Genomic DNA, 14,179 nt, shown 5'->3' with positions numbered 1-14,179 from the left:
AACCACCTCACATATGCCTTCTTCTTAGCTGTCCACAAGCCGCATCAATATCAGAACCTAATTCTCTTCTTATAGTAGCATTTATACCTGAAGAAGTAAGCACATCTTTAAATTGTTCGATTCTAAATTTATTTGGTTTTTCATATTCTCTTTCCATAATTGGATTTATAGGTATTAGGTTAACATGACACAAAATTCCATCAAGCCTTCGAGCTAATTCATAGGCATTTTCAACGCTATCGTTTATTCCTTGCATCAGAGCATATTCAAAAGTAATCCTTCTATTTGTCATTTCGGTATAATATCTGCAAGCATCCAACAATTCGTCTAAACCATATTTTTTAGCAACAGGCATTATATTCTTACGAATATCATCGTTAGGTGCATGAAGTGAAATTGCTAAAGTGATTTGAAGCTTTAATTCTGCCAATCTTTTAATTTCAGGAACTAATCCGCACGTTGATAATGTTATATGCCTCATTCCTATATTGATTCCATTAGGGTCATTTACTATATTTAAAAATTTAATTACATTTTCAAAATTATCAAGTGGTTCTCCAGTTCCCATAAGAACTATGTTATTAATTTTAATATTTTGGTCCTTCATTATTGTGAGTATTTGTCCAAGCATTTCTCCCGCTGTCAAATTTCTAACCTTACCACCGATTGTAGAAGCACAGAAGCTACATCCCATACTACAGCCAGCCTGAGTCGATAAACAAATAGAATTGCCATACTCATATCGCATTAAAACGCATTCGATCAAGTTTCCATCTAATAATTTTAATAGATACTTCACAGTTCCATCTTTTGATGCAGCCTTTGTCTCAATAGACATGTTTTCAATATAAAAATATGTCTTTAAACGTTGCCTCAAATTTTTTGATAAATCTGTCATTTCATCAAAATCAGTAATCCCCGTATGTATCCATTTGAATATCTGTTTTGCTCTAAATTTTTTTTCATTTATTCCTTCTAAAAAATTTTCAAGTTCTAAAATTGAAAAATCTCTTATTTCATTCATTATATCTCACCATTTCCTTTTTAATTTTGCAATAAAAAATCCATCAGTATCAAATTCATTAGGAAACAGTCTGATCATACCTGTATTATAAACACAACTTTTCATCTTCTCAGGGACAGAATTTGTTATATCGCATAATTCAAAATTACTGTTTCTACTCAAAAAGCTATTTATTATATCTTCATTTTCCTCTTTTGAAATTGTGCATGTGCTGTATGTCATCTCTCCACCTATTCTTAGATATCTAGAAGCATTTTCAAGCAAAATTTGTTGTATTTTCGTCAATTCCAATATATCGCTCAAATTTATATTCCACCTAATTTCTGGTTTTTTTCTAATAAGACCTAATCCTGAACAAGGAGCATCTAACAATATTTTATCGAATTTTTCAATATATTCTTCATTAAAAATAGATGCATCCTTTAATAAAGGCTCAATTATGTTGATGCCCAACCTTTTGGCATTCTCGTTTATGAGTTGCAATTTATGTTCATAAATATCAAATGCATAAATTTTACCCTTATTTTTCATAAACTGCGCCAAGTGAGTAGTTTTACCTCCTGGCGCAGCACACATATCAAGTATTGTTTCACCGGACCTCGGATTTAAAATATGTGCAACAAGCATTGAACTAATATCCTGAATAAAGAATAGACCTTTATTAAATTCTTCAAGCTTATCGAGCTGGAACACTTCATTGATAATTAGAGCATCGTCTAATATACCATATTTTACGTCTATTCCCCTGTTATTTAGTTTTTCAACCAGTTCATCCCTTGTGCACTTTAATGTGTTTACTCTAATCGTCAAATTTGGTGAACCATTGTTCGCTGCCATAAGGTCCTTTAAAAAATCACCATTGAATTGTTTCATAAAGTGTTTTATAAACCACTCGGGATGAGAATATTCTATCGACAATTTTGTTATTTCATCTTTCACTTCTATCTTATCAAATACTTCTTTATTTCTTAGAACGCTTCTTAATACACCGTTGACAAAGCCTGATAACTTTTTATCTTTGAGCTTTGACAATTCAACGGATTCATTGACTGCAGCAAAATGTGGAACCTTATCAAGAAAAAATATTTGATAGATAGCAATTCTAATTGAATTTAATGCCCAAATGTCTATTTTGTTTAAAGGTATTTTTGAAAATTTTTGTATTAAATAGTCTATTTTAAGTTTCCATCTAATTGTCCCATAAACAATCTCAGTTGCAAAGGCTCTATCTATTGGTTGCAAATCATATTTTTTAAAATATAGATTAAGCTTAATATTTGAATAGGCTTTTTTCTCGTCAATATCACAAAGAACCTTTACAGCAATATATCTTGCTTTATCCTTCATTTTAGCCTCCTAATCTCTATCCCTTGAAATGAGTAGAAGTCTTAACAATTGTGAAACAGCCATTAACGTTGCTGCAACATAGGTTAAAGCTGCTGCACTCAAAACTTTTTTAGCTCCCCTAATTTCATCTTCATATAAAACTCCATTGGACTCTAATTCTAATAATGCCCTTGAACTTGCGTTATATTCAACTGGTAATGTGATGATTTGGAATAATACTACAGATGAAAAAAGCAATATACCAAGTCTAACAAGACCAAATGCTCCGAGGAAAAATCCCATTAAAATTAATACCCATGAAACATTTGAACCTATATTAGCTACTGGCACCAAGGAGTTTCTTAACATTAAAGGAGCATACGCCTTTGAATGTTGAATTGCGTGGCCTGCCTCATGAGCTGCTACACCTATTGAAGCAATTGAATTGCTATAATAGACGTCTTCACTAAGTCTTAGAACCCTCTGTGTAGGGTCATAATGGTCAGTTAGCCTTCCTCTAATAGCAACTACAGGAACATCATACAGTCCGTTTCTATCAAGTATCAAACGTGCGGCCTCTGCTCCCGTTAATCCTCTCATAGCTCGGACCTTAAAATATTTTGCGAAGGTAGATTGTATTTTCCCCTGCGCATAGAAGGATAATATAAGCGCTGGTATTAATAATATAAAAGTTGGATCATAACCAAAATACATAACCACTCCCCCAATCACTTTAATATTTTGCCTTTTTCTAATTTATGGCCATTCAAATATGAAGCAACATCCATTTTCTTTCCTCCAACCTCCTGAAGTTCAAGTATCTCTATGGAACCTTCTTTGCAAGCAACCTCAATACCATTCTTTGTTATTTCGATTATTTCACCAGGTTTACCACAAACCGCATTATTTTTCTTTCTAGACTTCCATATCTTTATCATCTGATCCTCATAATAGGAGTAGGCCCCTGGCCATGGAATCAACCCTCTTATTAAATTGTGTATTTCTTCAAAATTCCTATCCCAATTAATATGCCCCATTTCTTTGCTAAGCATTGGTGCATAACTTGAAAATTTATCATCCTGCTTTTCAGGAATGATTATACCCTTTTCTAGCCCTTCTAATGTTTCTATAAGTAAATCAGCCCCAATAAGCATCAGATTGTCATGTAATTCTCCAGCCGTTTGGTTTTCTAAAATCTCCACCTCTTTTTTTAATAACATATCACCGGTATCTAAACCTACATCCATCAGCATTGTAGTTATACCTGTTTTTGATTCTCCATTTATTATAGCCCAATTAATTGGAGCTGCTCCCCTTAGCTTAGGAAGCAATGAGGCATGCACATTTATACTACCTAATCTAGGAGCCTCAAGAATCGATTTTGGTAGAATCTGACCGTAAGCCACAACCACTATTGCATCTGCATTAAGTTCTTTTATTAAATTTTCAACTTCTGAGTTGTTTTTTAAACGTTCTGGCTGATAAACTTTAATATTTTTTTTAATAGCAAATTCTTTCACCGGAGTAAATTGCATTTTTTGTCCCCTGCCCTTTGGTTTATCCGGTTGAGTAAAAACTGCAATAACTTCATGTTTTTCTGTAAGTTTTTCCAATGTAGGGACAGCAAATTCTGGAGTTCCCATAAATATTATCTTCATTCAACCACCTCTGCGTCTTCTGCTTTATCTACATACAGGACTCCATTTAAATGGTCTATTTCATGACAAAGAGCCCTGGCAAAAAAATCCTCAGCGTCTATTATAATATCCTGTCCCATTTCATTTAAAGCCTTTACTTTTACTCTTTTAGGCCTTTTAACAACTCCACTTCTATTAGGAATTGACAAGCAACCCTCTTCGTCAATTTGCTCTCCCTCTTCATGTATTATTTCTGGGTTGATAAGTTTATAAACTCCTTCTCCTACATCCACTACTATAGCTCTTTTAAGAATTCCGACCTGAGGTGCTGCAAGTCCAACCCCATTTGCATGATACATCGTTTCAACCATATCATCAAGCAAAGTTAAAAGCCTTGCATCAATTTTTTCTACGGGTTTACTTACCTTTCTTAAAACGTCATCTCCAATTGTTCTAATTTTTCTTATTGCCATAATTATCCTCCTCTATAACATATTAACAGGATTTATATCCATCGAAAAAGCAATGGGCTTATTCTTCAAAATATAATTAAACAATTCATATATTTTATTATAATACAATTTGACATCACCTTTAAATATAATATTCCACCTAAATGTATTTTTAATTTTAGATATATGACATGGTGAAGGACCTAATATTAATAATTCATTTTTGTAATCTCTATCTAATATGTTCTTTATTTCATGAGAAAATTTAATCAATTCGTTTTCATTTGATGAAGTCAATAATACATATAGTATATCTGTATATGGCGGATTATTCATCATCCTTCTCATCTGTATCTCATAGTTATAAAAACTTATAAAATCGTGTTCTTTTGCAAAGTTTAAAATAGGATTATCCGGCTCATATGTTTGTATAATAACCTTTCCAATTTTTTCTCCTCTTCCAGCCCTCCCAGAAACCTGTGAAATCAATTGAAAAGTCCTTTCGGCTGACCTGTAATCTGGCAAGTTCAAACTGGTATCGGCTGAAATTATACCAACTAGCGTTACATTTTTAAAGTCCATTCCCTTTGCTATCATCTGTGTTCCAATTAAAATATCAGCTTCTCCATTCTTAAACTGTTTATAAATATTTTCATGCGCACCTTTTTTTCTCGTGGTATCCATATCCATTCTTAATACTTTAGCCGCCGGGAATAAATTGTTTATCTCCTCCTCAATTTTTTCTGTTCCAGCACCAAAATACTTTATGTATTTGCTTCCGCACTTTGGACATGTATTTGGAACATTGTATTCTCTCCCACAATAATGGCAACTTAACCTATTGTTATAGTAATGATAAGTCAAAGTTACATCACAATCCCTACATTTAGCTACAAAGCCACATGAGCGACAAGAAACAAAGGTTGAGTATCCGCGTCTATTCATGAATAAAATAATTTGATTCTTCAATTCTAAATTGTTTCTTATTTCTTCAACAAGTTGCTGACTAAATATATTTCGATTGCCATTTTTTAGCTCTTCCCTCATATCGATTATATTTACTTCTGGCAATATAGAATTATTTGCCCTATTTAATATCTCGACTAAATTAAACTGACCATTCTTTGCTTTATAATAACTCTCAATTGATGGCGTCGCCGAACCTAAAACTAATATCCCATCCATCTGACTTATTCTAAATTCAGCAACATCCTTAGCATCATATTTAGGAGTAATTTCAGACTTGTAAGTATGCTCATGTTCTTCATCAATAATTATCAATTTTAAATTTCTAACCGGTGCAAATATCGCTGACCTTGCTCCAATAACAATATTTACTTCTCCTCTGTAAATTCTTCTCCATTCATCAAACCGTTCACCATCAGATAATCTACTATGAAGAACAGCTATTTTATCGCCTAATCTGCCTTTGAATCTTTCAACAGTCTGTGGAGTTAAAGATATCTCCGGAACCAAAACAATTGCACCATAACCTTCATTAATCATTCTCTCGATTAGTTCTAAATAAACTTCAGTTTTTCCCGAACCTGTAACCCCGTGAATTAATGTTACATTATTACCATTAGTATGACTTTCCAATATTACTTTTACGGCATTTGATTGTTCTTCATTTAATTCAACTTTTGAGTGGTAATAATTTCTATCAAAAGGATTTCTATATACCTCTACAGTTGATTCTCCAAGCAAACCCTTTTCAACTAAAGATTTTACTACAGCTTTTGTAACATTTGCTCTATCTATAATCTCCTTAATAGTAAAAGCTTTATCATCCTTTATAAGTTCCCTTAAAACAATACACTGTTTTTCTAATGTTTTATTTTTATTATTTATTACAAAATCCAAAGCTTTGTCTTTATTAATTAAAAAATAAACCTTTTCAGTTTTTGCCTTTATACCGTTTGAAATATTTTCCTTTACTTCTATAATTCCAAGTTTTTTTAATTTAAGCAGGGTCGAATTGTTTATTTTTTTGCCTATCCTGTTTTCTACTTTCTTAATTGATATAAAATTTTCTTCAATATGATTTAACAATTCGTATTTATTAGCTAAATCTTTATCTCTTTTAATTAGTTTTATCTGTGTATCTCTTTTCAGTATAGTTGTAGTTGGAATTACAAGTTTTAAAGCTTCGTATGTAGTGCATATATATTTGTTCTTTATATAATTTGCTAAATCCAACATTTCATCATTTATAATTATTTCATAATCTGCTATTTCATCTATATGCTTTAAATTAATGTTTTCATATGTTTCACTCTCGTCTAAAGAGAGCACAACTGCTTCTAATTTCTTGTTACCGTTTCCAAACGGAACAATGACTCTCATACCCCTTGAAATCAACTCTTCAAGTTCAACAGGGACAATATAATCATATATTTTATCCAATTCCTTAATATTAGTATTAATAGCAACAGAGGCAATTTTCATGTAAACCCTCCTAAAAGAATAAAAAGCGCCTTAGCGCTTAATCTTTAATTCTATAATATAATTTAGAATGATGTCTGCCAATTCCTGTTTTAACATATTAGGAAGCTGAATTACTTGTCCATCTCCTTTTATAATTTTAACAGTATTTGTATCGTAATTAAAACCTGCATTTTCCATTGTTACATCATTTGCAACTATCATATCAAGGTTCTTATTTTGTAGCTTGATGCTGGCGTTAGAGAGCAAATCATTAGTCTCTGCAGCAAAGCCAACTAACAATTGATTAGTTTTTAATTTGCCAATATCATATAATATATCTTTATTTTTAACAAGTTTAATTAAAAGGTCTTCATCGTTTTTCTTTATTTTAACATTGCTTATAGTCTCGGGCCTATAATCTGCCACAGCTGCAGCCTTAATTGCAATGTCAACATCTTTAAAATGCTCCATCACCGCATTATACATTTGTTCTGCAGTCTTAACAGGAACTACATTTACACAAACAGGAGGCTGCAAATTAGTCGGACCAGTTATAAGCGTAACCTCTGCTCCTCTATTTCTTGCAGCTCTAGCAATTGCATATCCCATCTTACCAGATGACCTGTTCGAAATGAACCTAACAGGGTCAATATCTTCAACGGTAGGCCCAGCAGTTATTAACACTTTTTTGCCCTTCAAATCCTTTTTCTTGCATAATAACATTTCAATATAATCTAATATTGTGTTAATATCATTAAGCTTGCCTTTTCCATTATAGCCGCAAGCTAATCTTCCTTCTACAGCATCTACAAAATAATACCCCATCTCCTTTAAGAAAGATATATTTCGTTGAACTATTTTATTTTCATACATATGAACATTCATCGCTGGAGCAAATAAAACTGGTGCCTTTGTTGCCATGATAGTAGTTGTTAACATATCGTCAGCTATTCCATTTGCAACCTTTCCAATAACATTTGCAGTTGCTGGAACGACTGCAAATACATCTGCCTTATCTGCAAGTGATACATGTTGAATTTCCCAGCTCTTGGGCTCAGCAAACATATCTACGATAACTTGGTTTTGGCTGAGAGACTGAAAACTTAACGGTGTTACAAATTTAGTAGCTGAATCAGTCATTATAACATGAACATCTATGTCTTTTTTCTTAAGTTTGCTGACAAGGTCTAACGCTTTATAAGCAGCTATTCCACCAGAAACTCCCAACACAACAGTTTTTGACATATTTCACCTCGATTACTTAATTCCAGCCTTAACTGTATGATATTTAATTTTTCCATTGTTAATTTCATTAACTGCAATTGTTACGGGTTGATTTGAATCAATTTTAACTAATGGTTCAGCACCACCTATCAACTGTCTTGCTCTTTTTGCTGTTACTACAACAAGAGAATATCTATTATCAATCTTTTCTAATAAAGATAGTATTGGTGGATTAATCATTGAACTTTCTTTAGCAAAATTCATTTACTTTCCCTCCTGCTCAAAATATCCAGTTTTTAACATTCTGTTGCACCTGCATTTTTCTGCAACAATTATGCTCTCAACCTTTCTGACAGCATCTTCAACTACATCGTTAACTACAGCATAATCATATTTAGACATATATTTGATTTCATCATATGCTGCACTAAATCTTTTATTGAAGGACTCTTCTGTCTCTGAACCCCTTTTTATAATTCTGTTTTTTAGTTCTTCCATAGAAGGTGGCAGTATAAAAATGAAAACACCTTCCGGATATCTTTCCTTAACCATTAGTGCACCCTGTATATCTATTTCTAATATAATATCATTTCCCTTGTTTATTTCCTCTTCCACATAGCTTCTTGGCGTTCCGTAATAATTTCCATAAACAGTAGCATATTCAAGAAAATCATTCTTTTCAATCATTTCAGCAAACTTTTCTTTATTTATAAAATAATAGTTCACTCCATCAATTTCGCCATCTCTTGGCATTCTCGTTGTGCAGGATACAGAAATTTTAATATCCTTGTTTTTCTCTAATAGTGCTTTACAAATCGTTCCCTTCCCCGCTCCTGAAGGTCCTGATATCACTATCAATAAACCTTTGTTTTGCATTTTATACTCCCTTTCATATCATTCTTCATCATTTTCATCTGAATCATCGATATCCTCTTCTACATCCCTTGTAGTTAATCTATGAGCAACAGTTTCAGGTTGAACTGCAGAAAGTATTATGTGGTCGCTATCAGTTATTATAACAGCTCTTGTCCTTCTGCCATATGTAGCATCTATCAACATACCTCTATCTCTTGCTTCTTGAATTATTCTTTTAATTGGTGCTGATTCAGGACTTACTATAGCAACTAATCTGTTAGCAGAAACTATGTTGCCAAAACCAATATTTATTAATTTTATAGCCATAAATAAACCTCCTAAATTATTCAATATTTTGAATCTGTTCTCTTATCTTTTCCAGTTCACTTTTGACATCGACCACAATATTTGTAATGAATAAATCATTTGATTTTGAACCGATTGTATTAATTTCTCTGTTCATTTCCTGAATTAAAAAGTCCAATTTCCTACCAACTGAATCTTTACTTTCTAAGGTAGACTTTAACTGATCAACGTGACTTTTTAATCTCACTATTTCTTCTGTAATGTTAACTTTATCAGCAAAAAAAGCAACTTCATTTAATAGTCTTGCTTGGTCAATCTCTACTTCCTTTAGAAATTCAGATACCCTATTTTTAATCTTTTCTCTGAATTCATCAACTACTAAAGGAGCCCTTTGTTCAATTTCAATAACTTTTGACAAAATCAATTCGCTTCTGTCTAATATATCTTTTTTTAATTTTAACCCTTCCCTATGTCTCATGTCAATAAAAACACTCAATGCCTTATCAAGCGCATGTTTTATTGTTCCCCAAACTTCTTCAATATCTTCTTCTCTTTTTTCAATTATTATTACATCCGGTGCCTTAGCCAATAAAGATAAACTAATCTCTTCACTCAAATTAAATTTATTTTTTAGCTGATTATAAACATTAAAATATACATTTGCAATCTGCTCATCTACAGTAACTTTTATATCCTCATCGCTAAACTTTTCCTGATTCAAAAAAACATCAATTTTGCCTCTTGAAACATTTGAAGAAATATATTTTCTTATATTATCCTCAAGCGCAGTCAAATGTCTTGGAAGCCTTATGTTGATATCTAAATATCTATTGTTAACCGACTTTAGCTCAATTGTAAATTTTCTTCCTAATTCCTCACATTCACCGCGTCCGTAACCAGTCATGCTCTTAATCATAAAATTCACCTACCATATAGTATATCATATAATACATTCCTACTAATTATACATAATAATATGTCATTTTTTCAAGCTGAATTTACATTATATTGTGAACAAAGGACTTAATCCAATTGTAATTATTAATAAATTATATCTGAATAAGTATGTCATTTAAAGATTTGGCCATTTTTATCATTGCTTCTTCCAATGTTTTTAAATCCTTCGTAAGCGAAATTCTACAGTAGCCTTCTCCAATATTTCCAAAGGCATCACCGGGCGTTAACAAAACATTTGAAGCACTCAATAAAAATTTACAAAATTCTTCACTCTTATAACCATCAGGAATTTTAAACCAAACATAGAAAGTTCCATTGCTATTGTAAATATTAATACCAATATTGCTCAGATAATATTCTACCAATTTCCTTCGTTCAAGATAGATTTTGTTAATATATTCAATGTATTTATCACCATTGTTTAGAGCTTCAGCAGCAGCGTATTGAACTGGTATAAATACCCCTGAATCAAAATTATTTTTTATCAGCATAAGTTTCTTTATTATTTCCCTATTCCCAACTATATAACCAATTCTCCAACCAGCCATGTTATAGGTCTTTGATAAGCTGCCAACTTCTACAGCAATGTCCTTCGCACCATCTACTTGCAAAATGCTGATACTATACTTTTCATCATTAACAATGTTAATATAAGCTGAATCATTGATGATTGCAATATCATTTCTCTTACCAAATTTTATTACGTCCTTCAAAAAACTATAATTTGCTACCGCACCGGTTGGATTGTTGGGATAATTAATAATCAGCATTTTAGCTCTTCTTGCTACTTCCGGATATATAGAATAAATATTGGGCAGGTAATCATTTTGTTGACTTAAGTTCATGCAATATGGCATGCAACCACAGATTTGAGCACAGGATAAATAAACAGGATATCCCGGGTTTGGAATCAAAACGTAATCCGATGGGTCTGTTAATGCTAAAAATAAATGCGCAATTCCTTCCTTTGAACCTATAAGCACCCCAACTTCATCTCTATAATCAAGCTCAACATCGAATTTTCTCCTATAATAATTTGCAACTGCCCTCTTAAATTCAATAATTCCCGAATAGGGAGGATATTTATTATATCCTTCACAACTCAATCTATTGATAAATTCATCTTTTATGAAATCAGGTGTGGGCAAATCCGGGTCGCCGATGCTCAAGTCATAAATTCTAGCACCTTTATCAATCAAATTATTTTTCGTCTCCTCAAGACTCGAAAAAATATAGTCCTGAATTTTTACCAATCTATTAGTAATCTTCATAATAACCCCTCCAGGAATTAATAATATTATATAATATTCCTGGCTAGTTTTTTTGTTACAACAATATTTTACCTTCACATATAAATTCCGCAGGCCCTTCCATAAAAACTTTATCGTTTAAATATTCTATTAATAATTTACCTCCAAAAAGTTCTACTTCAACTTTGTTTTCTGTCTTATTTAATAAATACGAACAAACAACTGATGCGCAGGAGCCTGTTCCGCATGCTAAAGTTAAACCAGCCCCTCTTTCCCACGTTTTTACCTTTATCTTATCCCTGCTTACGACCTCTACAAAATTTACATTTGTTTTATGTGGATAAATTGCCATGTTTTCAATTTGTGGTCCAAATTTAATTATTTCTTTCTCATCAAGCTCATCAACATATACAACCGTATGTGGAACTCCCATCAGAATTGTAGAGGCATCAAATTCACGTTCTTCAATTTTTATTTTATAATTCAAATTGTTTTCTTTTGATTTATAAATAATATTAATATCATCTATCTTAGGTGTTCCCATATCTATTTTAATTGCTTTTACCACATCATCTTTAACATTTAGCTCTGCCACCATTACCCCCGCCAACGTTTCTATTTTGATTATATCTTTTTTAACTATATTTTTTTCAAATATATATTTTGAAAAACACCTTATTCCATTTCCGCACATTTCAGCTATGCTTCCATCGCTGTTTATTATATTCATTCTTATATCTGCAATATCTGATTTTTCAACCACTAATATTCCATCAGCTCCTACTCCAAAATGCCTATCGCAAACTTTAACAGCTAAACTGGAGTAGTCAATATTGTCTAAATTAAGATTTTCAATTACTATAAAATCATTTCCTAAACCGTGCATCTTAGCAAAATTCATAACAAGCCTCCTATCTTTTATTAATATATATTAAATGATATAATGTAATCTAGATTCATAAAAGGGGGAATATATATGCCTTTTGACGGAATATTTACTTGTGCCATAGTTAATCAATTGACAAATTTAATAGGTGCTAAAATAGATAAAATTCATCAGCCTAACAAAGATGATATACTTATTAATATAAAAAAGGAAAAGAATAGTTTCAAACTATTGTTATCATCCAATCCATCTTCGCCAAGAATTCAAATTACAAATATTAGCAGAGAAAATCCTGATGTCGCACCTAACTTTGTCATGGTTTTGAGAAAACATATACTTAATTCTCGAATAGTGCAAATAAAACAGCTCAATTTCGACCGTTTAGTTGAAATTAAACTTGAAAGTAAAAACGAACTTGGCTACTCATCCTTTTATCATTTAATTATAGAGATTATGGGCAAGCATAGCAACATAATTTTGTTAAATGATAAAAATGTAATTGTTGATGCTATAAAACACCTTAGCAGCGATATGAATAGATATAGGCTTGTTTTGGCAGGTTTGGAATATGTTTCTCCGCCTGTCAAGAATAAAGTTAATCCTTTAGAAATTTCCGTTGAAGAATTTGATAATATGTTAAAAGAAAATAAGGATAAAAAGATTATAAATTTATTTTCTGAAAATTTTTTAGGTCTCAGCAAATTATTTATAAAACAAGTTAGCTTGGAATTAGAAGAATTGTCGTCTGGTGAATTAGATGAAAAACAACAAATGATATTAAAAAACAGATTTTTTTATTATATTTCAAAAATAAAGAGCAATGATTTTAAATATATATTATATTATGAAAACAACAAACCGTTTGATTTTTATATATTCGATATAGATGCTTACAAAGAAAATAAAATTGAATATTTAACAAATCCATCAGAACTTTTGGATAAATACTACAGCAACAAGGATTTTTCAGATGCTGTTAAGCAAAAATACAGCGACCTTGTAAAAATAGTAAAAAATCTGCTGGAAAGGACAAATAAAAGAATTGAATTAGCTTATAACAAAATTGATGAATGTAGGGATTATGAAAAGTATAAAATTTATGCAGATATATTAATGGCTAATCAAATAAACATACTACCCAATTTAAAAACAGTGGAATTACAAAACTTTTACGATAAAAATCTATCAATAATTCAGATACCTCTTGAAGAGAATTTAAATGCTGTTGAAAATGCTCAGAGATATTATAAAAAATACACCAAAGAAAAGGGAACACTTGAAATAGTTACAAAACAGCTTGAGGAATTGATAAACGAAAAGAATTATTTAGAGGGCATATTGTATAATATAGAAGGCGCAACTGATTTTGAAACTCTTGAAGAAATTAAAATTGAGCTAATTTCATCAGGTTATTTAAAGAATAAAAAGAAAAAAACAAAGGAAAAGGAGTCAAAATCCAGTCCGCATCATTTTGTTTCGACCGATGGTTATGACATATACGTAGGAAAAAACAACTTTCAAAATGATTATTTAACTTTGAAATTTGCAAAAGAGGATGACATTTGGATGCATACAAAAAATATTCCTGGCTCCCATGTTATAATTAAATCCAAAGCAGGCTTTGTAAGCGATACTGCATTGCTTGAGGGGGCACTGCTTGCTGCTCATTTTAGCAAAGCTAAAGGTTCAACTAATGTTCCTGTAGATTATACTAACCGCAAAAATGTTAAAAAACCGTCTGGTGCAAAACCCGGAATGGTTATCTATTTAACCAATAAAACTATTTATGTAACTCCAGATGAGGATAAGATTAATAAAATAAAAGTAATAGGTAG

General features: G+C 31.6%; 14 protein-coding genes. 1 reads left to right on the top strand and 13 read right to left on the bottom strand.

The window, feature by feature from the left end; translation table 11 throughout:
- Positions 1-7: 7 nt before the first annotated feature.
- The 13 genes from rlmN to dapF all read right to left on the bottom strand — a co-directional run bounded on the left by rlmN (position 8) and on the right by dapF (position 12,359).
- Positions 8-1,024: a dual-specificity RNA methyltransferase RlmN gene (gene rlmN / locus ABG79_RS05495; RefSeq protein ID WP_057977974.1), complete on the bottom strand. Its 1,017-nt coding sequence runs from the start codon at positions 1,022-1,024 to the stop codon at positions 8-10.
- A 6-nt stretch (positions 1,025-1,030) separates the two neighbouring features.
- Positions 1,031-2,371: a 16S rRNA (cytosine(967)-C(5))-methyltransferase RsmB gene (gene rsmB / locus ABG79_RS05490; RefSeq protein WP_057977972.1), complete on the bottom strand. Its 1,341-nt coding sequence runs from the start codon at positions 2,369-2,371 to the stop codon at positions 1,031-1,033.
- Between the two features lie 9 nt (positions 2,372-2,380).
- A complete protein-coding gene (locus tag ABG79_RS05485; protein ID WP_057977970.1) occupies positions 2,381-3,064 on the bottom strand; it encodes a zinc metallopeptidase in 684 nt (227 codons plus the stop codon).
- A gap of 14 nt (positions 3,065-3,078) precedes the next feature.
- Positions 3,079-4,008, bottom strand: coding sequence for a methionyl-tRNA formyltransferase (gene fmt, locus ABG79_RS05480; RefSeq protein ID WP_057977968.1), 930 nt, complete (start codon positions 4,006-4,008; stop codon positions 3,079-3,081).
- Positions 4,005-4,460 (bottom strand): peptide deformylase, encoded by a 456-nt coding sequence (gene def, locus ABG79_RS05475; protein WP_057977966.1) that lies wholly within the window; start codon positions 4,458-4,460, stop codon positions 4,005-4,007. Before def ends, fmt begins: the two co-directional genes overlap by 4 nt.
- Positions 4,461-4,472: 12 nt before the next feature.
- Positions 4,473-6,887 carry a primosomal protein N' gene (priA, locus tag ABG79_RS05470; protein ID WP_057977964.1) on the bottom strand — a complete coding sequence of 805 codons (2,415 nt, stop codon included), beginning with the start codon at positions 6,885-6,887 and terminating at the stop codon, positions 4,473-4,475.
- Positions 6,888-6,917: 30 nt separating this feature from the next.
- Positions 6,918-8,111: a bifunctional phosphopantothenoylcysteine decarboxylase/phosphopantothenate--cysteine ligase CoaBC gene (gene coaBC, locus ABG79_RS05465; RefSeq protein WP_057977962.1), complete on the bottom strand. Its 1,194-nt coding sequence runs from the start codon at positions 8,109-8,111 to the stop codon at positions 6,918-6,920.
- 12 nt (positions 8,112-8,123) lie between these two features.
- The gene (rpoZ, locus tag ABG79_RS05460) at positions 8,124-8,354 is read right to left on the bottom strand and encodes a DNA-directed RNA polymerase subunit omega (protein WP_057977960.1); all 231 of its coding nucleotides are present in this window, start codon (positions 8,352-8,354) and stop codon (positions 8,124-8,126) included.
- The gene (gene gmk / locus ABG79_RS05455) at positions 8,355-8,966 is read right to left on the bottom strand and encodes a guanylate kinase (protein WP_057977957.1); all 612 of its coding nucleotides are present in this window, start codon (positions 8,964-8,966) and stop codon (positions 8,355-8,357) included. It lies immediately after the preceding gene.
- Between the two features lie 18 nt (positions 8,967-8,984).
- Positions 8,985-9,272, bottom strand: coding sequence for an extracellular matrix/biofilm regulator RemA (remA, locus tag ABG79_RS05450; protein ID WP_057977955.1), 288 nt, complete (start codon positions 9,270-9,272; stop codon positions 8,985-8,987).
- Between the two features lie 16 nt (positions 9,273-9,288).
- A complete protein-coding gene (locus ABG79_RS05445; RefSeq protein ID WP_057977953.1) occupies positions 9,289-10,167 on the bottom strand; it encodes a YicC/YloC family endoribonuclease in 879 nt (292 codons plus the stop codon).
- Between the two features lie 133 nt (positions 10,168-10,300).
- Positions 10,301-11,479 (bottom strand): aminotransferase class I/II-fold pyridoxal phosphate-dependent enzyme, encoded by a 1,179-nt coding sequence (locus tag ABG79_RS05440; RefSeq protein WP_057977951.1) that lies wholly within the window; start codon positions 11,477-11,479, stop codon positions 10,301-10,303.
- A gap of 55 nt (positions 11,480-11,534) precedes the next feature.
- Positions 11,535-12,359: a diaminopimelate epimerase gene (dapF, locus tag ABG79_RS05435; protein ID WP_057977949.1), complete on the bottom strand. Its 825-nt coding sequence runs from the start codon at positions 12,357-12,359 to the stop codon at positions 11,535-11,537.
- A gap of 75 nt (positions 12,360-12,434) precedes the next feature.
- Here dapF and ABG79_RS05430 point away from each other — a divergent pair.
- The coding region (locus tag ABG79_RS05430; RefSeq protein WP_057977947.1) for an Rqc2 family fibronectin-binding protein at positions 12,435-14,179 on the top strand (1,745 nt) is incomplete at its 3' end.

It is taken from the genome of Caloramator mitchellensis, assembly GCF_001440545.1.
GTDB classification, from domain to species: Bacteria; Bacillota; Clostridia; order Clostridiales; family Caloramatoraceae; genus Caloramator; species Caloramator mitchellensis.
Note: the sequence above shows the minus strand (reverse complement) of the source record. Positions and strands in the feature narration are given on the sequence as shown.

Coding starts and splice junctions, on each gene's coding strand:
- rlmN (WP_057977974.1), bottom strand. CDS start 1,024: ATGAATGAAATAAGAGATTTTTCAATTTTAGAACTTGAAAATTTTTTA.
- rsmB (WP_057977972.1), bottom strand. CDS start 2,371: ATGAAGGATAAAGCAAGATATATTGCTGTAAAGGTTCTTTGTGATATT.
- ABG79_RS05485 (WP_057977970.1), bottom strand. CDS start 3,064: ATGTATTTTGGTTATGATCCAACTTTTATATTATTAATACCAGCGCTT.
- fmt (WP_057977968.1), bottom strand. CDS start 4,008: ATGAAGATAATATTTATGGGAACTCCAGAATTTGCTGTCCCTACATTG.
- def (WP_057977966.1), bottom strand. CDS start 4,460: ATGGCAATAAGAAAAATTAGAACAATTGGAGATGACGTTTTAAGAAAG.
- priA (WP_057977964.1), bottom strand. CDS start 6,887: ATGAAAATTGCCTCTGTTGCTATTAATACTAATATTAAGGAATTGGAT.
- coaBC (WP_057977962.1), bottom strand. CDS start 8,111: ATGTCAAAAACTGTTGTGTTGGGAGTTTCTGGTGGAATAGCTGCTTAT.
- rpoZ (WP_057977960.1), bottom strand. CDS start 8,354: ATGAATTTTGCTAAAGAAAGTTCAATGATTAATCCACCAATACTATCT.
- gmk (WP_057977957.1), bottom strand. CDS start 8,966: ATGCAAAACAAAGGTTTATTGATAGTGATATCAGGACCTTCAGGAGCG.
- remA (WP_057977955.1), bottom strand. CDS start 9,272: ATGGCTATAAAATTAATAAATATTGGTTTTGGCAACATAGTTTCTGCT.
- ABG79_RS05445 (WP_057977953.1), bottom strand. CDS start 10,167: ATGATTAAGAGCATGACTGGTTACGGACGCGGTGAATGTGAGGAATTA.
- ABG79_RS05440 (WP_057977951.1), bottom strand. CDS start 11,479: ATGAAGATTACTAATAGATTGGTAAAAATTCAGGACTATATTTTTTCG.
- dapF (WP_057977949.1), bottom strand. CDS start 12,359: ATGAATTTTGCTAAGATGCACGGTTTAGGAAATGATTTTATAGTAATT.